Here is a 21,725-nt window from a genome sequence, read left to right as displayed (position 1 = left end):
CGAACCGAGGTCCACGGATTTGCAATCCGCTGCATAGCCACTCTGCCAAGGCGCCATTTTTCAACACGTTAGCACCGACTAAACGTTAGCACCACTGTGTTCGGGTGCCTACTTTACGGATCGAGGGGAGATAGTCAAACAAAAAAATGAATTTCAATTCCGTTTGCTGACATTTAAATCAAATTGCTGCATGTTCGATCTCTTCAATCAATAAACACGCAGCAAAATGGAGCAAATTAAGGAATTCGACGTTACCACTTCTTCATAAAACGACCGACTAGGCTTGGATGGTAAGCCCAACAATGGTCAAACATCGTCATAAGTTGTGGGTTGCCATATTTCGAAAGACTAACCGCATGAAAACGGTTTTTGTGCTCTTTCAATTTTTCGACCTGAGCAATCATTTCATCAGACTGCTTAGGAGCAATAAAGTCAGAAAGCACGATCAAATCTGCGTTCTTGTATTTGTCACCCGTCATCAAATCAATCGACTTCATCAGAACAGGTTCTAAATCTGTACCGCCATGGAATGAGTAGCTTAAAAAGTCACTCGCTTCACGTAGGCCATCTTGCCTTGTTAATTCATAGGTAATCTGCTCAGAAGAGAACAAAATCACGTAACAGTCTCTCTCTTCGGCTAGAGCTATCTGCATCAAAGCATAAGCCATAGCTTTGGCTGACTGCTCTGGGAAACCGCTCATAGAACCCGAAGCGTCGACACAGACGATAAACGGGCCTTTTTCAATATCGATATTCTTGCTATCAGGCTTTTGCGCTTTTACTTTACGTAATGTCCGTGATTTACCTTGCGAACGATAGCTCAATAAACGCTTGTCGGCCAAGTGCTTATAAAAGATAACCTCAAGTTCAGGGTAAGCGAGGAACATGGTTTCGTTTGGCAGCATCTTGTTGAGATCATCACTTTCGTGAATCCCAACAATATCATCGACCGCTTCATCGCTTTTCTCTTCAACCATCTGCAGTTCTTCTACAGGAGCTTTGTGTAGCGAAGGATCATCTTCCTCACCAGCCATACGTCCTAGTTTTTCTGCGATCTCTTGCAAACCCTTGTGCTTATTCAGAAACTCAGCGTGGCGCTTCATGATGGTTAGGTCTGTTTTGCTTAATTTGGCCGATGCCATGTCCCACAAACGCCCTACACTGCCTTCATCGCCCGACTCTGTCACTTTGTCCATGTTTTTCATGGTTTCCATGCGCTGATAAAGATCAGCTAAGACTTTTTCTTTGCTTGTTTCGAGTTCGGTGACTTGAGCTTGTTTGATGGCATCTGACAGCGATTGGTACCATTGATCACAAAAGTAATGTGGAAACATCGCGTTATAAACACCTTTATTGTTTTCCATCAAACGTCTTGCTTGTAGATAAAATGCTGAGTGCCACTCCAGCTTCTTAATAACGCGATCAATCTCGTCAAAAAACTGAGATTCATCCCAGTAAATCACTTCTTGGTAAAGTGCGATTTCCTCTTGGAAACGGTCGGTTTCACACACTTTAGTGACGCGTTTTTTTACTTTACCGCGCCATTTAACTAAGTGGTTTTTGACTGATGTTTTCACACCTTTATTCTCAGCAGCCATCATCACTTGAGAACGAGCGATAAGATCATTCATCGCGGTATCAATGATACCTGAGTCAGCCACCATCAAAGCGAGGTTTAAGCCGTCAGCTCCTAACATATGCTCCCCCTCTTACTCAAAGTACTGACTCATGAACTTAATGCGTTGCGCGATCTTGCTACTCTTCACTTTTGTCGTTTCAAGCTCTTGTGTTACCGCCTGTAAGCTTGATTCCATCGCTTTCGGTAAATCAGGGTCAATATAGTTATGCGGTAATGCGTCATGGAATTCAGTGCGTACTCTTTTTAACTTGAATTCAGCTGCAGTTAACTGTTCTAGGGCTTTCTCAGCGCCGTTCAACCACTTGTTATACAGTTCTTGATCTAAACCGTCAGTAGTCACCACACTCACCAATACAGAACGATTAGCAATATCTTTGATCACTAATTGATTCGATGCATCCAAGTCAAGCTTTAAGCGGCATAGATTTTTGTTTTCGTTTACGTAACCATAAATGTCGCCATGACCTTCTTTTAAAACGCGGTCAAAATCATCTTTGGCTACATACACCCAACGACTATCGCCTTTCTCAGATTCAGACACCGACATATTGCTTTGCAGCATAACCAATTTAATAAGATTGTATGCGCTACCGACGCTGTACATTTTCGCGTTCTTGATATCATGTTGGTAAACGTCTTTACGTCGTAAGCCACTGGTTGACTCCACAGAGAGCGACACCGAGAGAGTCGATTCAACATCATCTTGAATCTCTTCTAGCTCTTCACGAGACATTTCGATTTGAGATTTAGACTCTTGCTGATCAAACGCTCGGTTCAACGCAAAATCTTTTACAACGCTACGAACCACATCGCGAGATTCAGGGCTATGCCACAAGCAATCCTGTAAAAGCATAATATCCAGCGGGTTAACGCTATCACGACCACTGAAGAATGCGCTCGCTTTCAATAGTTTGACCGCTTTCTTCCAGCGTCTGTCCGAAACATACAAATCCGACTCGGATGCTGAGCCTTGCTTCTTAACCGTGTCTTCAAGCATGGTTTTTAGCTCAAATAACTTGTTAAACGAATTATCCGTCAACTCCAGATTATCGAGTTCTTTCTGCCATTGATGATATTCAATGTCTGTAATCGCTAACCCTTTTGGAATGACGGCTTCTTGAGAAGTACCTGTCGTTAGCATCGATTTGAAGTTTTGTTTGTTTTGAATACGGTTGACGAACACACGAACTAACATTCGGTCATAAAGTGCTTCTAGGCCGCTGTCTTCGTCTGGAAGTTCATTAGACGCTGAAACCAACAAGCGCATCGGCACACGCTCAATGTCTGCGCCGTTTTTAAATGTCTTTTCGTTAACCACAGTCAGTAACGTATTGAGAATGGCAGGGCCTGCTTTCCAGATCTCATCAAGGAATACAACTTGCGCGGTTGGTAGGTAGCCTTCGGTCAGCCTTACGTAACGACCGTTGTCTTTTAATTCTTGAATGCTTAGTGGGCCGAACACTTCCTCAGGAGTAGAGAAACGTGTCATCAAATATTCGAAGTAGCTACTGTTGTCAAAAGCCTGGATGAGGCGTTTAGCGATAAGGCTTTTTGCGATACCCGGAGGGCCCAATAGGAACACACTTTCGCCAGCCAGAGCCGCCAGTAAACAAAGCTTAATGGTGTCTTCTCTTTCATAAACGCCATCAGAGAGAGCATGCGCTAATTTATTGATTCTTTCAGAGAGTAGCGCCTTGTCAGCATGTGAGGAAATAGAAGGGTTCATGCGTTACTCCGAAAATCTTTGAACAGTTGAGAGTGTAGATACGTTTTTATACATTTGTTAGCACTTTGTTACAAGTATCTTTTATTATTGAGTTGCCTTTATATCAGATGGTTAAGCTGCAATTTTCGCGCAATCATAGATTCCAATTATGAGAGTAGCATCACGAATGGTGTGAAACTAAATCTATTGTTAACCCTAATTTTTCTTTTATTTTCGACACCATAGACGCTATGGTGGTACACGTCTTCAGTTATAAGAAAAATTGGCAAGGAAAGTGGCCAGATTGCATGAGTAAAGTTATCCATCAATGGAAAAGTATTTCTCTTATAGAAGAGAACGTGACGCTCCCTACGAACGTCGTGGTAAAACATACAACAATAAACCACCCCGGCGCGGCCGTTATTCTTCCTATCACTTCATCTGGAAAAATCATCCTCATTAACCAGTTTCGTCCTTCTCTTAAAAAATGGCTTTTGGAACTCCCTGCTGGCACGATGGAAATTGATGAGACACCTCTTCAATGTGCACAACGCGAACTCGAAGAAGAAACGGGTTACAGTGCAACTTATTTCCAGAGCTTGGGACAAGTTACCCCTTTAGCTGGCTTCTGTGATGAGATCCAACACTTGTTCATCGCAAAAGACTTAAGCCTTACTACCCGCTTTGAATGTGATGAAGATGAAGTAATAGAGGTTATCGAACTTAGCTTGGAAGAACTGCAACATAAAATTCGCAACGATCAAATTACCGATACCAAAACCATCGCTTGTTTAAGCAAAGCCCAACTATGTGGCCATCTATAGCCAATTATATGACTACCTAATAGTACTCTAGGAGATAAACATGGACTTTCGTTCTGACACCGTAACTAAACCTTCGCAAGCTATGCGTGATGTAATGGCAAATGCAGAAGTAGGCGATGATGTATATGGCGATGACCCAACCGTCAACGAACTGGAACAATGGGCTGCAAATGAAACCGGTTTTGAAGCGGCTATGTTCACTTCTTCCGGCACACAGGCCAACCTACTGGGTTTAATGGCGCACTGTGAACGTGGTGACGAATACCTTTGTGGCCAACAAGCGCACAACTACAAATACGAAGCTGGCGGCGCTGCAGTATTAGGCTCGATTCAACCTCAGCCAATCGAGAACAACCCTGACGGCACGTTAGATTTTAAAAAGCTTGCTGCAGCGATTAAGCCAGACGACAGCCACTTTGCTCGTACTAAGCTTCTTAGTTTAGAAAACACAATCAATGGTAAAGTGCTGCCAGTCTCTTACCTAGCGGAAGCGCGTGAGTTCGTAAACCAACACGGCCTGCAAATGCACTTAGATGGCGCGCGTGTCTATAACGCGGCGGCTGCACTAGATGTTCACATTAAAGAGATCGCACAACACTTCGATTCGATGACAATTTGTTTATCAAAAGGTTTGGGTGCTCCGATTGGCTCTCTACTTCTTGGTAGCAAAGCGTACATCGCTAAAGCTCGTCGATTGCGTAAAATGGTCGGTGGTGGTATGCGTCAGGCTGGTATTCTTGCTGCAGCAGGTAAAATGGCGCTCACGGAGAACGTGGCTCAACTTAAAGTAGACCATGAAAACGCAAAAAAACTAGCGATTGGTTTAAGCAAGTTAGAAGGTTTCTCAGTTAACCCTGATTTCATTCAGACTAATATTGTGTTTGCGAAGTTAGATCAGTCGATTGATATTAACCGTATCGCACGGGAGTTAGGAGAGCAAGGCATTACAATGTCACCAGGTAACCCTGTACGTTTTGTTACTCATAGAGATATCAGTTCAAAAGACATCGCGACTTTCCTAACTAAGTTGGAAAGTGCGCTTTAACGCTGAACAAGATTCGCATTAAAGCAATTAAGACTAGAGCTTCCCTTACGAAGCTTTAGTCTTTTAAAAAAATCATTCACCTCTTCCACCGAAAAATAGCCACCTCACCTATACCTATACCGACTAATCTGCCTAATAGACTCAACTAAATTAACTGCAACAGAACGCAATCTTGTTTTGGCCTATGTGAATACCTTCTATGTATTAAACCTGCGTTTAAGTATTAAATTATCGTTAAATTTCGATTTTCATTTGTGAGATTAAATTTTTCATGCACGATAAAATCAAATAATTTAATCGTAATAATTTAATTTTCACTTGCCACGCGTACGGTATTTAAGAATAAAACACACCAATTCTAAAAAAACATCGTAAGAGGCTAATTTAAATAGAAATTACCAACTAATATAGATAGCCACTTTTCACTATTACAATTAAAAATCGTCACATTCAAATTATAAACCAGTGAATAAAACTAAAAATAAAATATTCCTGGAAGAATAATCCATTGAAAAATTCACTAAAAATAACGCCGTAGACCATAGTTCTAATTTTATCAATTAATAAAAATCCACTCGTAAATTTAACTGTGGGTCAAAAACTGCCTATCTAATTGAAAACAAAATTATTATCTAAAAATGTACTATTTATACCTTACCTTAAACTCATACTAAAACTCATACTTCGTCTAAATAATAAACTTTTTTTACTACTTCACCATTTTTTAAAGCACTTATAGTTTTGAAAGTTAAGCAACAGGTTACATTCAATCAATGAGAGGTGAAATGATGATTAGAGCATTCGTATTTATTCACAAATTCATCGTCTCAACGTTAATTTTTAGTCTGTCACTTTCATTCTACACCAGTGCTAACACCTTAACGTTAGGAATTAATGGCCAGATCAAAGATCGATGCGAAATAAATTTCTTTTCTGGCAATGTCATGAAGTTTACGGAACGCCGTGATGTGCAACTATTGCCTTTTAATATGTATTGTAACCGTCCGTTGGGTATAACGATTAATTCAAAATATGGAGGCTTAAAATATCAACACCAAGGGGTTGATATTATTGAAACTTATAATCTGTCATTACAAATAGACGAGCTTCGTCTTTATGAAAGTAGGCACAGCAGCCAACTTACTTCACCAGTAATGATAAACAGTTCTGGTGTTATTCCTTTCTCTCAACAGGGGAGCCTTAGGGTAGCACTCGAAAATAGCTTGCGTTTCGCGGGTTATTATCAAGACGTTATTGAGATCGAAGTTTACCCTTCGATTCATAGCGTGACCAAGTAAAAGCTCTGCAATGTATCTGCAGAACAACATACGCTCAGCAGTATTCGAGCCAATCATTTAAGATAAAGGAATTTCTAATGAAAAAGCTAACACTCTACGCAGCAACAGTCACAGCTATTTTTGGTGCTCAAGTTCAAGCCGCTCCTGGTGATGTCCAGCTAGTTGGTTTTGTTTCACCTGTATGTGAAGTTACTGGTCTTTCAACACAACTGATGGACTTTGGTAATGTATCTCAAATTCAAAACCTTTCTGTTAGTGGCCTTAACATGAAGTGTAATGACGTCGATGGTGCAACTGTAACACTGACGAGTGCTGAGGGTGGTCTAGAGTCCGATGATAGCGAAGACTACGCTCTTACATACGAAGCAACATTTAACCCTTCAGGCTTAGCTCCTTTCACGCTTAATGCGCCAGGAGGCCCAGGCCTAAATGACGTTTCAATCAGTAACTCTTATGGTGGTTCAGGGGTATTGGCGACTGGTGTTGCCGCGTCCATTGATATTGTGACAACAGAAACCTCCCCATGGGCAGGTGGTTATTCAGATACGTTAACCGTAAATATCACCTCAAATTAGAGGTTGAATAAGTCGGGGGCTATTATTTGGCCTCCGACTTCATCTAAGCCTTTGTTGTATTAAAACTTAACCTCAGTTGTATTACGACTCTAGTTTAATTTGGAGCTCATCGCGATGTATAAATGGATCATGCATAAATGGACTGTTCTCTTATTATTGTCACTCACTTGTTTGTCAGCTCATGCGTTCAAAGTAGAGCCGATGTCTATGGAGATGACGCCACTTGGTAAAAGAGCTCAAATGACAATGAGGGTTGAGAATTCGTCTACCGAACCACTCACAGTCGAACTGTCTCCAGTATTTATGACTATGAATGAATACGGAAAAGAGACCACGACGCCTGCAGATGACGAGCTATTAGTGATTCCAGTAACTGCAATTATAGAGCCTGGACGTTCGCAATCTATTATGGTCCGATATTTAGGCGATCCGTCCATTACAGAGTCAAAAGCTTTTCGTATTGCGGTTAAGCAAGTGAAAGTTCAAAGAGCAAGTAGCAACCAAGGGCAAGTGAGTCTGTTACTTCAGTTTAATACGCTTATCAACGTGCGACCTCAGAACACTGCCTCTCAACTAGAAATTAAAAGTATCGAACCAAATAACAAGAATAACAAATGGGTCCTTGAAGTACTGAACAGCGGTAATAGTTATGGTCGGTTAACCAATACGACATGGAAAATTTCTGACGGCAAAAAATCAACCTATTTAAAAGGCGTAGAAATCGCCAAACGTATTCCAGGAACTTTAGTTCTTCCCTATTCCACTCGTTTTTTCGAAATGCAGCCACTTGAAAATTACAATGTAGAGACGCTATCGATTGAAATCGAGCAGGATCAGTAGCAATGAGACGTTATATTTTTGGTGGGTTCATTTCTTGTTTTCTGTGTGGACAAGCGCTTGGCATAACACTGTTTCCAACCGTCATTGAACTCAATACCGATCACAGGGCAACATCGCAACTGGTTGTGACTAACAACTCAACGCGGGATCTCCCACTTGAAGCTAACGTTCGTCGTTTGAAATTCTTACCTGATGGTACGTTCCAAACAATAGATCTATCGAGTGAGGTGATGTTTGTGTTTCCACCTGCCGCTATGTTGGCACCCGGTGAACGTCAAGTATTCCGTATACAATGGTTGGGAAACCGCCAACTCGAAACTTCCCAAAGTTACTTTGTTCGTTTCAGTACCTTAAATATTGGTCAAAACAACGAAAAAATGGACAGTCCTACCAGTTTAACAACCGGTATCAATTTGCAAGTTCACTACAATGCGTTGTTGCACATTCACTCATCCTCGCTAGAGCCTGACGTGAACTTACATATAGATGAACAAGGAAAACTAACACTTACTAATTCAGGGTCGCGATTTACCTATACATCGTTACTTCATTTTAAGGGGCTCGAATCTCAGAACCAAAAGGTACATGAGGCTTTAGGTGAACAGTTTATTCCACCACGCTCGACTATTACTTTGCCTTCTTCTTTAAATTACTTACCAGTAGGCACTTATCATGGATATGAAAACTGAAACCTCTCACAAGATGTGGCAAGTTTTCTATGTCTTGGGATTAGTACTGTTTTATTGTGCCGCCTTAAGCCCTGTAGCTTGGGGCCAGGATATGGTATTGAACCCGACAGGACGCGACATTCAACTTACCTCTTTACTAAGGATAAGTGACACCATTCTTGGTGAAGCGGACATTATCATTACCGCAAACAACGAAATTCTTTTGCCAAAGGAAAGTACGCTGTCTCTCCTTTCGTCTGTCGTCACTCAAGAAGGTATTGGTAAGCTCCATGACACGACAGACGATGAGATGCTGTCGCAGCACCACTTTATGAGCGTAGGGCTGGGACTTAATTTCGACTTTTCTTCGTTGGAATGTATCGTGACGGTTCCGCCAGAATTTAGCTTAACCCAACAACTCTCGATGAACGGCGCAGATGATTTTTATAACTATGCTGAGCCAAGTCTGTTAAGCGGATACGTTAACGTCGCCCTTTCCGCCAATGAGAGCCAATATGTCGATCAAAAATCGTCAAGGCAAGATCTTTATCGCAGTCAATTCGATTCTGCACTTAACATTGGTTTTTTCAATTTTGAATATGAATCCTATTTAGAAAATGGTTCATCGAAAAAGTCACAATATGTGAGAGAAGGAACTCGTCTTAATATTGACTTTGCACAGCAAGGTACACGACTTGTGCTCGGCGATATGTACAACAGTGGCCAATCTTTTCAGGACAGTACCGACATACTTGGTATTGGCTTAACTCGAGATTTCACACTGATTCCAACCAGAAATGCACGACCACGAGCCAATCAATCATTCACACTTCAAAGAGCCTCGAATGTCGATGTCTATATAGATGGGATTGCAGTCCAACGATTGACCTTAGGCGCTGGTAGCTACAACCTGAGTGATATACCTCTTGCGCAAGGTAGTAACGATATTGTACTCGTCATTACCGATCGTTCTGGGAATGAAGAGCGTATCGAGTTTTCTATTGCGACGGGTAACGACTTACTCAATAGCGGTGAGTTTGAATATAGCATTATGTATGGAGCACCCTCTGAACTCCAAAATGGACAATTAGAATACCTAACCGATGAGCGTATTTTCCATGGTTATGTTGATGTGGGGATTAACCCTTGGTTAACGTTAGGTACCAACTTTCAAACCCGTGAAGATTTATACCAATATGGTACTACCGCACTCATCGCTTCTAGATGGGGAGTCACTGAACTCAATGCTTCACGTAGCGAACATCCTGTATTAGGAAACGGCGATGCTTACAAATTTGCATTCGATGCGGAATTTTCCAGCAAGAATACACTGGCTCCACAACTGAGTGTTAGTTATGAGTATCTGAGCAACAATTTTACTGGTGTTGCTGGGTTTGACGCCTCCGATAAAGACATCAACTTAACCACTCATTATGCTTCTGCATTCGGTTCGATTTATCTAAGTCGATCATTACGTGCCGCCATGACAGTCAATTACCGTTTAGGAATAGACAAAGAGAACGACTATTGGCTAATTAGCCCGAGTTTATCGGACGGACTGTTTGATACTCACGCGACTTGGAGTGCCCGTGTTAGCTATCAAGATCACGCCAGTAAAGACGATGACATCAGCACTACGCTCACCATAAGTTGGCCTCTTAGCCGACAAACTCGTGTCGTCGGTCGTTACAGTACAGAGCTAAGAGAAGCCGCCTTAGATTACAGCTATCAGAATAATATAGGTAACACCGGAGGGATATCAGGCTTTGCGAGTGTCATTACGAATGAAGAAACGGACGCCGATATGGACGCTGGTATTAACTATACAGCAAACCGTTACGAATTGAGTGCCACCCATGCCTCGCGACTTGACGACATTAGTGGTGACACAAGAAACCACAGTACCGACGTGACCATCAGCAGTGCACTTGCGTTTGCAGGTTCATCGGTAACGATCGGCAGACCAGTCCGAGAAGCATTCGCTATTGTCAGCAAGCACGAAAGCCTCGCAGAGAATGACGTGGCATTAGACCCAACAAAAGATGGAGAGTACGCACGCGTTTACCTTAACGGAGATGCCAGTGCCATGGTCCCTGATCTTGTTGCTTATAATAGCCAAGTCATCGGTTATGAGGTCGATAACTTACCACCGGGATATGATTTGGGGGATGGTGCTTTTTGGGTTAAGCCTGATTACAAGCGGGGCTTCCAACTACAAATTGGTTCCGATGCTGTCTTAACCGTGATTGGTAAGCTATACGACCGTCAAAGTAACAATCCAATTTCACTTGTCGCTGGTGTAGCACATTACCTTGGTGAAGCTAAACAGTTACCGATTGACTTCTTTACCAATCGGAACGGCATATTTGCGATATCTGGGTTAAAGCCAGGGAGATATCAACTGATTCTTGACACTAAAGGACAAGAGTCAGCCGTCATTACTCTCAGCGAGCGCAGTGACAACTTGATCAGACTAGGAGATGTGTATGTGGATTAAACAACTTCGGTGGGGAGGATGGTTCCTCATCGCCATAAATTCTGTATCCTCTGTATTAGCATGTGAAGCTAGTGCATTGACGATTCAACCCGTCTCATCCCAGTCGCAATACGACGTTTTCAACACTGGTACTTACGCAACAATTAATACTTATAGGATCGATGCGAATATAATTGGCGAAGACTGCAAATTGAGTTTGGTTCTACAACTTAATGATACTAGTCGGACGTTAAAAGGGGTAAACCAAGACAAACTCAACTTCGAGTGGAGTGGACAAGTGGGTGTGCCAATCGCCAATCAGTGGCATGTATCATTAACCGACAGTCAACCTTCAACAACCATACAAATGCGTTTCCCAAGCAAACAGTGGCTAGCGTCAGGAGCCTACCGAGGGCTTTTAGAAGTCTCGCCCTCTTATACCTCAGACAACCAACAAATAGAGATCAGCCCTACCTCACTCCCAGTATCCGTTACCGTGCCACCAGCTGCAAAAGTTCACTTTTATGGATTAACTCAACAGCATTATGACCTTGATCTAGGAACATTATATTCAAACAAGATTATTCGTTCTGCACCGAACCTATGGGTGCAAAGTAATACAGCGTATACCATCGTATTGGAATCATCCCATCAAGGGATGCTACGTCATGAATCTGATGAGACAAAATGGGATATTCCATACGAACTTTCCCTAGATAACGATAGAGTAAACCTCGGTCAACTTGATGCAAAAATTCAGCGTATTTCGGCTACGATCGGTCAACCTATTCCTTTGAGTTTTGTAATTGGGGAAACAGAGAACAAACCGGGAGGAATATATGACGATACATTACAAATTTCTATAGAACCTCTACTTTCACAGCAGCCTTAAATATGTAATTATATAAATCATGAGATATGCAACGCAATTATATAAAACCTAGTATCATATAATCACAACACGATTTGTCAGTTTCGGAGTAAAGTATGCATAACAGTAAAAATAATTTAAAGCACATGCTCCTAATTGGCGATAACGGTATAAATAACCAGTTTATTCAACGAGAAATAGAGAAATACAGTGACTTTTGTTTTAGTCGTGAATGTATTTCAGGTATTGAACGTTCGAATCATCGCAAGACGTTTGATGTCATTCTCATTAGTTACTTACTCTTAGCTGACATCAAAGATGTTTACATCACCTTATCAAAAGTAGAGTCCAACAAATGGGTAATCTATGACGTTCCCTCTGATATTACCGGACAGAGTATTACCGTAATGCAACTATTCAACATGTTTAATATAAAGGGCATAATATATCAAGATGCTCCTGTAGAACACCTTACACGTTGCTTGAAAACGGTTTGTGATGACGACCTATGGTTACCGAGGAAGTTAATGTCGCATATTTTATCCAATGCGCGCTCCCAAACATTCAAGTCACAGGTAATATTATCTACCCTTACAAAAAGAGAAGCTCAAATATTTAAACGAGTTATCAGAGGAGATACAAATTTAGAGATATCAAGTGAACTATTTATTTCAGAAAGTACAGTAAAAACGCATGTATATAATATATATAAAAAAATAAACGTAACCAACCGAAAAGAAGCAATAAGAAAAGCAAATTTTATCAATAGCTTAGAGACTATTATACAACCAGGCATGTAGTTAATATTTGAGTCACAAATATAGAGACAGCGGATTGCAGTTATTTTTATAATAGATCGTATTATAATTTAGGCCCTTAAAAAGGTGTGCTTCTATTATCCCCCTCCATCATAGAATCACAGTTAGACTGAACAAAGAAGTTTAAATCATATCATCAGTGACTTAATTACATTCTATCCTCTAAGACACGAGTAGAATTTTTGAACTCACAAAACATCACTTCTGAAACCCTCTACTCGCCTAACAGAGCGAAGTCAATTGTAACTGTTAACACTATTAGCTTCTAAAATATCTAAAGCATAAAGCATCTAAAGCAATTCGGACTTGAGCTTCCCCTTAGGGTAAGCTTTATTGTTATGTTTTTACCGGAGCAAAAGCATGACTTACCGTTCCTTCACTTTACTATTACTCACTCTTTCCCCTAGCCTTCATGCCTCTAATTTTGGCGATCCTGAACTGGGTAAAATGAAGTCACCAAGTTGCATTTTCTGTCATAACCCCACGGGTGAAACAAGTAACACTGCTTACCCAAAACTTTCTGGCCAAGATTCAACTTACCTCTATAACACAATGAAAGCTTACCAAAACGGTGATAGACAAGGCGCTTACGCTGAGATGATGCAAACACAACTGAGTAAACTCAATGATCAAGACTTGAAAGATATTGCGGCTTTTTATGCTTCACAACAATAATGGATTTCACCTTCATTAGATCAGTCTAAGTTAAATAAACATCACTAAGTCGCCTATACTTCAAGCAAACTCACTGAGCTCATTGAAGGTCGGGAGAGATATACCTTTACACGTATCATCCAACCCTTACAATGTGCAGCAAATATATTTATCAAGGTTTATCTCTATGTCTATTCAATGGTTTCCGGGTCACATGCATAAAGCCCGTAAAGAAATCGAAGAAGTTATCCCACAGGTTGATGTGATCATCGAAGTACTGGACGCTCGTATCCCGTTCAGTAGTGAAAACCCAATGATCTCTTCACTGCGCGGCGATAAGCCTTGTGTAAAAGTGTTGAACAAGCGCGATCTTGCGGATCCTGAGCTTACTGAGCGTTGGATTGAGCACTTCGAGAAAGAGCAAGGCGTTAAAGCGATTGCGATTACTACTAGCGCTAAAGAAGAAGTTAACCACGTTATGGAGCTCGTGCGTAAGTTAGCACCGCACCGTGAACAGATGGGTAAGAACATTCGTACAATGATCATGGGCATCCCGAACGTGGGTAAATCGACCATCATCAACTGTTTAGCGGGACGTACGATCGCGGTTACTGGTAACCAACCTGCGGTAACTCGTCGTCAACAACGTATCAATCTACAAAATGGCGTGATCCTTTCAGATACTCCTGGAATCCTATGGCCTAAAGTAGAAAACCCACACAGTGGCTTCCGCTTGGCTGCAACAGGCGCTGTAAAAGATACGGCAATGGAATACGATGAAGTGGCATTCTACACAGTCGAGTACCTTGCAAAGCAATACCCTAATCTTTTGCAAGAACGCTACCAAATTGAAGAGCTTCCAGAGTCTGACATCGAATTGATGGAAGCGATTGGTCGTAAGCGTGGCGCACTTCGTGCTGGTGGTCATATAGACATTCACAAATGTTCTGAAATCCTACTTCATGAACTGCGTAATGGTACTTTAGGTAAAGTAACGTTAGAGCTACCAGAAATGATCACACAAGAGTTGATCGAAGTTGAAGAAGCGGCTGCGCTGAAAGCCGAACAACAGATTAAGAAAAAAGAAGAGCGTCGTAAACGTTACTTGAAGAACAAGCGTTAATCCCTCTTCGTTTTATGAAAAAAATTACATGGTGCGACTAAACGCCAAATAATTGAAGCGTCTACTCTAATCAAAAAAGCCCCGAACAATTTAATGCTCGGGGCTTTTTAGTTTGTTCTTCTGCTTTAAAGCAACTTCAGTAAGAGGTCGCTGTTGAGCAAGGAACCATTATTCAACTTGAAGTGACTAAGAATACACAATGCTTGCTGTTTTCTGTTCAAGTTCAACGGGAGAGCTCCAAGAGATCACCTTCTCATTCACTTGACTTCCACATGGTGCATTCCAAACTTGCTCTAGCTCTTCTTTACCACCAATCGCTTGATAAAAAGCAATGGCTTGGTGATTTTCAGACATCACCTCTAGGTACAGACCTGAATCCGAATAGTATTGCTGCAACCACTTCGATAATTCAGACAATAAACGCTTACCAACACCACGACCGCGATAGGCATTATCTACATGTAACGCATCGATGAACGTGCCACGCTCAAAGTTGTGATTACCAAACGCGCAGACGAAACCAACCAGTAAACCGCCCTCTTCAAGCAATAAAACATGTTGGTTAAAAGGAGGATTAATCAAACGAGTCTGCCAAATAACAGATCTGTCCTCCAAAACATCATTTTCTAAGTAATCATCAGCAAGAATGCCACGGTAATATAGCTTCCAGCTATCCGCGTGTAATTGGGCAATCCGCTCATAATCTTTATATTCAGCTACCTTAATTTCCATTTATTAGCCCTTAGTACTTCCATTTATGACTTGCTACTACATTTCACACTACCTTTATACAATATTTAAGCAAAACATACTAATACACGTTTACACTTTCAATATTGACTTACACGTGTACGCTGATATTCTAGCGCACAGATGTAAGCTCAATGGAAATTTGCTCATGAATAGTGCCGACAAACAATCTACAAAAAAGCCGCCATTAATCTGGCTCAATATTTTTGTATTCTCTTTTAGTATGCTGCTTGCTGTTGTTGCGGCTCCCGTTTATGGCTACTTTTTTGGCTATGGTATGGAGCACTGGATATGGCTAGCAATCTGCTTTACGTTCTGTAACCTTTCAATCACAACGGGTTATCACCGCTTATGGTCTCATAAAGCGTTTGAAGCGCATTCGAGCCTAAGATTTTTATTTGCATTAGGTGGCGCATTTGCCCTGCAGAACAGCGCGTTACACTGGTCTTCTGATCACCGTGTGCATCATAAGCACGTGGATAACAATGACAAAGACCCGTACTCTGCAAAACGCGGCTTTTGGTACTCGCACATTGGTTGGATGATTCGTAACTACAGTACCTCAATGTATGAAAACTATGAAAACTGTCGTGACCTGAAGAAAGATAAGATCGTAATGTGGCAGCACAAGCACTATGTTCTTCTGGCGTTGATCATGAACTTCGGCGTTCCTATCGCTTTAGGCGTTATTTACGGTGACGTACTTGGCATGTTGTTAATCGTAGGTGCTGTTCGTTTGGTGCTTAACCATCACACGACATTCTTCATTAACTCTCTTGCTCACATCTGGGGTAGCCAACCTTTTACCGACAAAAACACGGCCCGTGATAACGGTGTGTTAGCGGTTCTAACTTTTGGCGAAGGCTACCACAACTTCCACCACATCTTTGAGAACGATTACCGCAACGGCATCTACTGGTGGCAATACGATCCTACAAAATGGTTGATCAAGAGTGCTTCTTTGATGGGATTGGCAAGCAAGCTTAAGAAAACCCCTCAAGCTCGTATCGAAAAAGCAGAAGCATCAATGTTACTTAAACGCACGCAGCAAAAGATCATGCATCGTGCCGACAAGCAGCAAATCGCGGACAAACTTCAACAAGAATTCGATGCTCTAGTATCAAACATGAACGAGTATTACGAAGTCAAAAAGCAGCTACTTGAAAGCAAACGCGAAGATGTTGTGAAGAAGTACGAACACTCTCTACTTAAAGTTCGTTACCAACAAATCAAAATGAATTTTGAGCAACAGAAAAAAAATTGGGCAATGACAGTGGAACAGTATGCTTAAGGTAGAACAATATACTTAAGGCTTAGTAGTCCGCTTAATGTACCAGTAACGACACTGCTTAACTCTTATTTGAAGCCCTCATATTTCTATGAGGGCTTTTTTATGAGCGCAACCGATCACCCCAACGTTATGATCTCGGATTTAAATTGTGGACGCTAAGCACCATAGTTATTGGATTCCAGAACTCTTTCTTCAACCTGAATTTATACTTATATTACTCTAACTTACTGAGTTTAAATCTAAGGAATTGAAAATGAGCAAACTGACTATTATTGCAACGATCGTCTCTAAAGAAGACAAAACTGAGCTTGTTAAATCAGAGATGATTAAATTGATCGATAAAACCCGTGCTGAAGACGGCTGTATTAATTACGATCTGCACCAAGATAACAGTAACCCTGCCCACTTCATTTTTCATGAGAACTGGGAATCTGAAGCTCATCTAGAGAAACACTTAGCGAGCCAACACATCGCTCAGTACATGGCTGCGACTGAAGACTGTATCGAAACCTTTGTACTTAATAAAATGACGCACATCGCCTAACCAGTCACTCATTACTGATTCAATAAAAGCCCTGCTCTCAACGCAGGGTTTGTCTTTTGTACAAACTTATATCTGCTCATTCTACTTATAAAAAACCGCCACTTTCACCGCCTTTCTCAGATAAACACCCATTTCGTTACACGTTTCTTTTCAACACAACAAACACCCACGCCTTATAAAACAATCCCATCATATGAAACTAAAACAAGCAAAGGTGATCCAAGTTATATTCTAGGGAGTCACAAAATTTGTTTATTAACATCCAAACAACAGTGGTTAATCAATATTTACAACCACAATTAACATCGAAAATAATGTTTGTCTTAGATCATACCAACCTCAACTATGCCTCGTGCCACAGTGCAGTTTTCTGTACATTCATTGTCATATTCTGAAACACTTTCTTATATTTTTTAAACTTTGTGGAGATTTCTATGTTAGAGCTCTTGATCGGATTAGTAATTACCATCGCTGTTGGTTACTTTATTGTGAAAGGTTATAAAGCGGCAGGCGTATTACTAACTGCTGGCCTTGCCCTACTTCTTATTACTGGCCTTATTGGTCACACAGTCTTACCAGCTAAGGTCGCTTCAACAGGTAACATGGTTACCGACTCACTCGAATTTGTTAAGTACATGCTTCAGTACCGTGGAGGCGGCCTAGGCATGCAAATCATGCTTCTTTGTGGTTTTGCTTCTTACATGACGCACATTGGTGCTAACAACGTAGTAGTGAAACAGTTCTCTAAACCGCTTGCTGCTATTAAATCTCCCTATGTACTTCTTGTTGCGGCTTACATCGTAGCGTGTCTAATGTCTCTAGCGGTAAGTTCTGCAACAGGCCTTGGTGTGTTACTGATGGCGACCCTATTCCCAATGATGACGGCGATGGGTATTTCACGCCCAGCAGCGGTTGCCGTTTGTGCATCACCTGCAGCAATCATTCTTTCACCAACCTCTGGTGATGTGGTTATCGCAGCTGAAAAATCAGGCATGTCTCTTGATGTGTTTGCTGTTCAAACAGTATTGCCTGTTTCTATCTGTGCAATCATCGTGATGGCTGGCGCGGCTTTCTTCTGGAACAAATACCTAGATAAAAAAGAAAACACGCCAATGGAAAAAGTAGACGTTTCTGAAATCGAAACAACAGCACCGGCTTTCTACGCTGCACTGCCATTCCTACCTATCATCGGCGTTTTCCTATTCAACGGCCGCACGATTCCAGGGCTTTCACTTGATATCTACACCATTGTTGTAGGTTCTATCTTCGTGGGCGCAGTTATCGATTACGTTGTTAAGAAGTTTGACGGCGAGAAAACATTAGAAGACTTAGATTCTTGCTACCAAGGCATGGCTGACGCGTTCAAAGGCGTGGTAATGTTGTTGGTTGCGGCGGGCGTATTTGCTCAAGGTCTAATGTCTATCGGTGCGATTGATAACCTAATCGGTCTTGCTGAATCTGCAGGCGCAGGCGGTATCGCATTGATGCTTATCCTAACAGGTTTAACGGTTGCTGCAGCTATCGCGACAGGTTCTGGTAACGCGCCTTTCTATGCATTCGTAGAACTGGCTCCATCACTAGCGGCGAAAATGGGCTTGAACCCAGCGTTCCTAATCATCCCTATGCTTCAAGCATCTAACCTAGGCCGTACCATTTCTCCAGTATCTGGCGTAATTGTTGCGACATCGGGTATGGGTAAAATCAGCCCGTTTGAAGTTGTAAAACGTACTTCTGTTCCAGTAATCTGTGGTCTTATCACGGTTATCTTTGGTACGCTGGTATTGGTTCCAATGGCAGCTTAACTTAAAGAAACACTCTATCTAGACTGATACAAGCTAAGATAGAGATGCCGATATAAAATGCCCTAACAAAAAGGCGCTGAACTTAATAAGTTCAGCGCCTTTTTTGCGTCATATTAATTAGAGAATTCAAAACTCTATCTATTGGAGCATGACACTAAAAATGTCACAAGGGATTGAAACAGCACGGCTTTAAATAGTATTACTTAAAAAGAACAAGCCCTACTTCATGTCACCATAACGTTCTAAATAAAGAACGGTTGCTGCGGTACGAGAAGGCACTTGCAACTTTTTCAACAAACTCTTCATATGTACCTTAACTGTCGATTCAGAAATAAACAGGTGATCGGCGATCTGCTTGTTACGGTAACCTTTCGCGACTTCTTGAAGAATTTGCATTTCACGTTCAGTCAATTGGTCGAAGATATCATTTCGACTGTCAGCATCATTCAAATAGCGAGCTACCACAGTGCTGTATGCCTTATCGCCGCTATGTGCTTGCTTAAGCAGTTCAATCAGCTCATCGGGTTCAGTATCTTTCAGTAAGTAACCATCAGCGCCCGCTTTAACAATCGCTTCGATATCCGCAGGGCTATCAGAAACCGTTAAAATAACGATGTTAGCGCTTGAACCATCAGTTCGAAGTGCTTTCAAGGTATCTAGCCCAGACATTCCTTTCATATTCAGATCCAATAGGATCAAATCAGGTTCTTCTTCATGGGCAAGTGCGACCGCTTCAGTACCGTTACTTGCTTCTGCAATCACTTCAAATTCATCTTCAAAGCTCAGTAATTGGCTTATACCTCTGCGCATCAATGGATGATCATCAACCAACATTACTTTACAAATCGTCAACTTTAACTTCCTTTAAACTTTTATATTTCAATATGACTGTACAGCCCTCACCTTGAGCCGCTTCAATCGTTAAGTCACCATTCAGTCTTGCCGCACGCTCCTGCATAATACTCATTCCGTAGTGGTTCATCTTCGAACTACTTGGGTCAAAGCCTTCTCCATTATCTTTAATCACGACTAATACTTGTCCGTCCTCATCGATACAGCATACATCTATCAAGTCGGCATTGGCGTGTTTTATTGCGTTTATTGTTGCTTCACGAATCAATTGAAGCAAGTGAACCTGACTGTGTGCATCAAGCTCGAGCGATGAAAGGTTATTAGTTAATTTAATCTTCGCATCGGTTCTTTCACTGAGTTGCTCTAGCATGGTGCTCAAAGCATCTCCAAAGCTACCCTCTTTGATGGATAACCTAAATGTGGTGAGTAGCTCTCTCAATTGAGTATAAGCACCCGCTAATCCATTCCCTAGCTCAGATGCTATCTGCTCTGACTGCTCTCGATGTTTGTGCTCCGGAAGTTTACCAATAACACGCTTTAACAATGTCACTTGGATTTTTAAATACGACAGCGATTGGGCCAATGAATCATGCAGTTCACGCGCAATCGTCGCTCGCTCTTCCATAATAATAAGCTGCTCAGCTTTCTTTTGAGCGCGATTATAGTAGATAGCTCTCGATAACAGTTGAATAAAACTCTCAATTAGCGTCTTAGTTGAATGACCATGATGATATGAGCAATACAGATAGCCCAAAACAAGCTCGTTATCATCCAGTTTCATTTCAAACTTTTCATAATCGCAAGTCGGGTCGTAACCTTCATCCATAATCAAAGAACGTCCCGAATTATCGACTATTTCTAACCTTAGCGATTCAATCCCTTCTAGGCTGACCAAGTGCTGCAAAATAGCTCGGAAATTTTCCGGTGCAACACGCGTTACCGTGAGTTCTTGAGAAGAATAATAGAGTGCTTGCAATGATTGGTTGGCATTTTGTAACTCAACCGTCTTGGCATCGACAACATCTTCAAGGTTTCGATACAGCACGCCTAAATCTTTCGCCATCGAGTTAAATGTTTTGGTCAAAATGCCCAGTTCATTATTGTTGGTAACCTCCAACTTAACCTCGAAATCACTATTTTTTATTCTCTGGCTAGCTCTAACGAGAGCGTGTAGAGGCTTAACAACTTGTTTACGTACAAAATGAACAACAAAAAGAGATATGACGAGTATTCCACCTAGACCTATACCACCAGCCCATGCCAATTTAATTAATTTATTTTCTGAAAATTCTTGTAACTTAAAAACAAAGCGGTCGATTTCAATAACAAAATTTTCAACAAGTACCAGGTAGTGTTTTCTATCTTCGCTATTTAAGACCTGCTTCAATTCATGCCAACGGCCAATTATTAAATAATAATCATTTGTAATATCAGTTGGCACTTCCCAACTCACCAAATTAGTCATCGATGTGGAATAAAGGGAATTTTCAAATTCACGAATATGAGAATCGTAATCCACTGATTCTATTTGAATATCATGCGCTAAACGGTAGCTTTGCATGCGCATCGAGCCAGCCACATTAACCGCCTCGGCATCATTAAGGCTGGACGCCAATGTAAAAATAGCAAAACCGGTGGTGGCAACTGAAAGGAGCAATATAAATAACAATGATTTAGCTATTGTACTCGTCACAGATGAAACAGGTTTAATAAGCAAGGTTAATATCCTGAAGGTATAAAATTGGCTATCGGGAACCTATTGTCACACATCAAAAAACAGAGCTCCATTCAATATGTGACCAAACGCTTCATAATTTATTGATCTAAGACAATATAGGATCCTATTTAGCCCTTAAGGGGTATTTATACAAATATTTCTAAAACTACACTACTTGTGAGGATAAATGACAAGATATTAACGAAACAATGATCTACAATTACAACATCTTA

At 41.3% G+C, this 21,725-nt stretch carries 19 protein-coding genes; 14 read left to right on the top strand and 5 right to left on the bottom strand.

The genetic code is table 11. The features are described from left to right. Window positions 1–251: 251 nt before the first annotated feature. Both viaA and ACED53_RS14455 read right to left on the bottom strand, forming a co-directional pair. A complete protein-coding gene (viaA, locus tag ACED53_RS14460) occupies window positions 252–1,697 on the bottom strand; it encodes an ATPase RavA stimulator ViaA (RefSeq protein ID WP_009845428.1) in 1,446 nt (481 codons plus the stop codon). 12 nt (window positions 1,698–1,709) lie between these two features. Then, window positions 1,710–3,365, bottom strand: coding sequence for an ATPase RavA domain-containing protein (locus ACED53_RS14455; RefSeq protein ID WP_012600558.1), 1,656 nt, complete (start codon window positions 3,363–3,365; stop codon window positions 1,710–1,712). A gap of 287 nt (window positions 3,366–3,652) precedes the next feature. Between ACED53_RS14455 and ACED53_RS14450 the strand changes: the two genes are divergently transcribed. From ACED53_RS14450 to ylqF, 11 genes are all read left to right on the top strand, one after another. Then, the gene (locus ACED53_RS14450) at window positions 3,653–4,168 is read left to right on the top strand and encodes an NUDIX hydrolase (protein ID WP_009845430.1); all 516 of its coding nucleotides are present in this window, start codon (window positions 3,653–3,655) and stop codon (window positions 4,166–4,168) included. Window positions 4,169–4,208: 40 nt separating this feature from the next. After that, window positions 4,209–5,213, top strand: a complete 1,005-nt coding sequence (ltaE, locus tag ACED53_RS14445) for a low-specificity L-threonine aldolase (RefSeq protein WP_009845431.1) — start codon at window positions 4,209–4,211, stop codon at window positions 5,211–5,213. A 773-nt stretch (window positions 5,214–5,986) separates the two neighbouring features. Further along, window positions 5,987–6,511 (top strand): hypothetical protein, encoded by a 525-nt coding sequence (locus ACED53_RS14440; protein ID WP_012600556.1) that lies wholly within the window; start codon window positions 5,987–5,989, stop codon window positions 6,509–6,511. Between the two features lie 77 nt (window positions 6,512–6,588). Next, window positions 6,589–7,086, top strand: coding sequence for a hypothetical protein (locus ACED53_RS14435; RefSeq protein ID WP_009845433.1), 498 nt, complete (start codon window positions 6,589–6,591; stop codon window positions 7,084–7,086). 114 nt (window positions 7,087–7,200) lie between these two features. Beyond that, window positions 7,201–7,926 (top strand): molecular chaperone, encoded by a 726-nt coding sequence (locus ACED53_RS14430; RefSeq protein WP_009845434.1) that lies wholly within the window; start codon window positions 7,201–7,203, stop codon window positions 7,924–7,926. 2 nt (window positions 7,927–7,928) lie between these two features. Then, window positions 7,929–8,615: a molecular chaperone gene (locus tag ACED53_RS14425; protein WP_012600554.1), complete on the top strand. Its 687-nt coding sequence runs from the start codon at window positions 7,929–7,931 to the stop codon at window positions 8,613–8,615. Then, window positions 8,599–11,091, top strand: coding sequence for a fimbria/pilus outer membrane usher protein (locus ACED53_RS14420; protein ID WP_017101842.1), 2,493 nt, complete (start codon window positions 8,599–8,601; stop codon window positions 11,089–11,091). Before ACED53_RS14425 ends, ACED53_RS14420 begins: the two co-directional genes overlap by 17 nt. Continuing rightward, window positions 11,081–11,962 (top strand): hypothetical protein, encoded by an 882-nt coding sequence (locus ACED53_RS14415; protein WP_029225596.1) that lies wholly within the window; start codon window positions 11,081–11,083, stop codon window positions 11,960–11,962. Before ACED53_RS14420 ends, ACED53_RS14415 begins: the two co-directional genes overlap by 11 nt. Window positions 11,963–12,057: 95 nt before the next feature. Continuing rightward, entirely contained in the window at window positions 12,058–12,741 is a 684-nt protein-coding gene (locus ACED53_RS14410; protein WP_009845438.1) for a helix-turn-helix transcriptional regulator, read from the top strand. 378 nt (window positions 12,742–13,119) lie between these two features. Then, complete coding sequence (locus ACED53_RS14405; protein WP_009845439.1) at window positions 13,120–13,434, top strand: cytochrome c; 315 nt, start codon at window positions 13,120–13,122, stop codon at window positions 13,432–13,434. A gap of 166 nt (window positions 13,435–13,600) precedes the next feature. Next, window positions 13,601–14,536, top strand: coding sequence for a ribosome biogenesis GTPase YlqF (gene ylqF, locus ACED53_RS14400; RefSeq protein ID WP_009845440.1), 936 nt, complete (start codon window positions 13,601–13,603; stop codon window positions 14,534–14,536). Window positions 14,537–14,722: 186 nt separating this feature from the next. Here the strand turns inward: ylqF and ACED53_RS14395 are convergent, their stop codons facing one another. Then, window positions 14,723–15,268 carry a GNAT family N-acetyltransferase gene (locus ACED53_RS14395; RefSeq protein WP_009845441.1) on the bottom strand — a complete coding sequence of 182 codons (546 nt, stop codon included), beginning with the start codon at window positions 15,266–15,268 and terminating at the stop codon, window positions 14,723–14,725. 166 nt (window positions 15,269–15,434) lie between these two features. On the opposite strand from ACED53_RS14395, the gene ACED53_RS14390 reads away from it, so the two are divergent. The 3 genes from ACED53_RS14390 (at window position 15,435) to dcuC (ending at window position 18,923) form a co-directional block, all read left to right on the top strand. Beyond that, entirely contained in the window at window positions 15,435–16,577 is a 1,143-nt protein-coding gene (locus ACED53_RS14390; protein ID WP_029225595.1) for a fatty acid desaturase, read from the top strand. 253 nt (window positions 16,578–16,830) lie between these two features. Next, window positions 16,831–17,121, top strand: a complete 291-nt coding sequence (locus tag ACED53_RS14385; protein ID WP_017101838.1) for a putative quinol monooxygenase — start codon at window positions 16,831–16,833, stop codon at window positions 17,119–17,121. A 434-nt stretch (window positions 17,122–17,555) separates the two neighbouring features. Then, window positions 17,556–18,923 carry an anaerobic C4-dicarboxylate transporter DcuC gene (gene dcuC, locus ACED53_RS14380; protein WP_009845449.1) on the top strand — a complete coding sequence of 456 codons (1,368 nt, stop codon included), beginning with the start codon at window positions 17,556–17,558 and terminating at the stop codon, window positions 18,921–18,923. 219 nt (window positions 18,924–19,142) lie between these two features. On the opposite strand, the gene ACED53_RS14375 is transcribed toward dcuC, so the two are convergent. Next, window positions 19,143–19,775, bottom strand: a complete 633-nt coding sequence (locus tag ACED53_RS14375; RefSeq protein WP_017101837.1) for a response regulator — start codon at window positions 19,773–19,775, stop codon at window positions 19,143–19,145. Beyond that, entirely contained in the window at window positions 19,762–21,492 is a 1,731-nt protein-coding gene (narQ, locus tag ACED53_RS14370) for a nitrate/nitrite two-component system sensor histidine kinase NarQ (RefSeq protein WP_017101836.1), read from the bottom strand. The genes ACED53_RS14375 and narQ overlap by 14 nt, the downstream gene beginning before the upstream one ends. Window positions 21,493–21,725 lie beyond the last annotated feature (233 nt).

This window comes from Vibrio sp. 1F169, from assembly GCF_041439605.1.
Classification (GTDB): domain Bacteria; phylum Pseudomonadota; class Gammaproteobacteria; order Enterobacterales; family Vibrionaceae; genus Vibrio; species Vibrio tasmaniensis_A.
Note: the sequence above shows the minus strand (reverse complement) of the source record. Positions and strands in the feature narration are given on the sequence as shown.

What these genes read in the sequence shown, in the direction of transcription:
- viaA (WP_009845428.1), bottom strand. Translation starts at nt 1,697, where the DNA reads ATGTTAGGAGCTGACGGCTTAAACCTCGCTTTGATGGTGGCTGACTCA.
- ACED53_RS14455 (WP_012600558.1), bottom strand. Translation starts at nt 3,365, where the DNA reads ATGAACCCTTCTATTTCCTCACATGCTGACAAGGCGCTACTCTCTGAA.
- ACED53_RS14450 (WP_009845430.1), top strand. Translation starts at nt 3,653, where the DNA reads ATGAGTAAAGTTATCCATCAATGGAAAAGTATTTCTCTTATAGAAGAG.
- ltaE (WP_009845431.1), top strand. Translation starts at nt 4,209, where the DNA reads ATGGACTTTCGTTCTGACACCGTAACTAAACCTTCGCAAGCTATGCGT.
- ACED53_RS14440 (WP_012600556.1), top strand. Translation starts at nt 5,987, where the DNA reads ATGAGAGGTGAAATGATGATTAGAGCATTCGTATTTATTCACAAATTC.
- ACED53_RS14435 (WP_009845433.1), top strand. Translation starts at nt 6,589, where the DNA reads ATGAAAAAGCTAACACTCTACGCAGCAACAGTCACAGCTATTTTTGGT.
- ACED53_RS14430 (WP_009845434.1), top strand. Translation starts at nt 7,201, where the DNA reads ATGTATAAATGGATCATGCATAAATGGACTGTTCTCTTATTATTGTCA.
- ACED53_RS14425 (WP_012600554.1), top strand. Translation starts at nt 7,929, where the DNA reads ATGAGACGTTATATTTTTGGTGGGTTCATTTCTTGTTTTCTGTGTGGA.
- ACED53_RS14420 (WP_017101842.1), top strand. Translation starts at nt 8,599, where the DNA reads ATGGATATGAAAACTGAAACCTCTCACAAGATGTGGCAAGTTTTCTAT.
- ACED53_RS14415 (WP_029225596.1), top strand. Translation starts at nt 11,081, where the DNA reads ATGTGGATTAAACAACTTCGGTGGGGAGGATGGTTCCTCATCGCCATA.
- ACED53_RS14410 (WP_009845438.1), top strand. Translation starts at nt 12,058, where the DNA reads ATGCATAACAGTAAAAATAATTTAAAGCACATGCTCCTAATTGGCGAT.
- ACED53_RS14405 (WP_009845439.1), top strand. Translation starts at nt 13,120, where the DNA reads ATGACTTACCGTTCCTTCACTTTACTATTACTCACTCTTTCCCCTAGC.
- ylqF (WP_009845440.1), top strand. Translation starts at nt 13,601, where the DNA reads ATGTCTATTCAATGGTTTCCGGGTCACATGCATAAAGCCCGTAAAGAA.
- ACED53_RS14395 (WP_009845441.1), bottom strand. Translation starts at nt 15,268, where the DNA reads ATGGAAATTAAGGTAGCTGAATATAAAGATTATGAGCGGATTGCCCAA.
- ACED53_RS14390 (WP_029225595.1), top strand. Translation starts at nt 15,435, where the DNA reads ATGAATAGTGCCGACAAACAATCTACAAAAAAGCCGCCATTAATCTGG.
- ACED53_RS14385 (WP_017101838.1), top strand. Translation starts at nt 16,831, where the DNA reads ATGAGCAAACTGACTATTATTGCAACGATCGTCTCTAAAGAAGACAAA.
- dcuC (WP_009845449.1), top strand. Translation starts at nt 17,556, where the DNA reads ATGTTAGAGCTCTTGATCGGATTAGTAATTACCATCGCTGTTGGTTAC.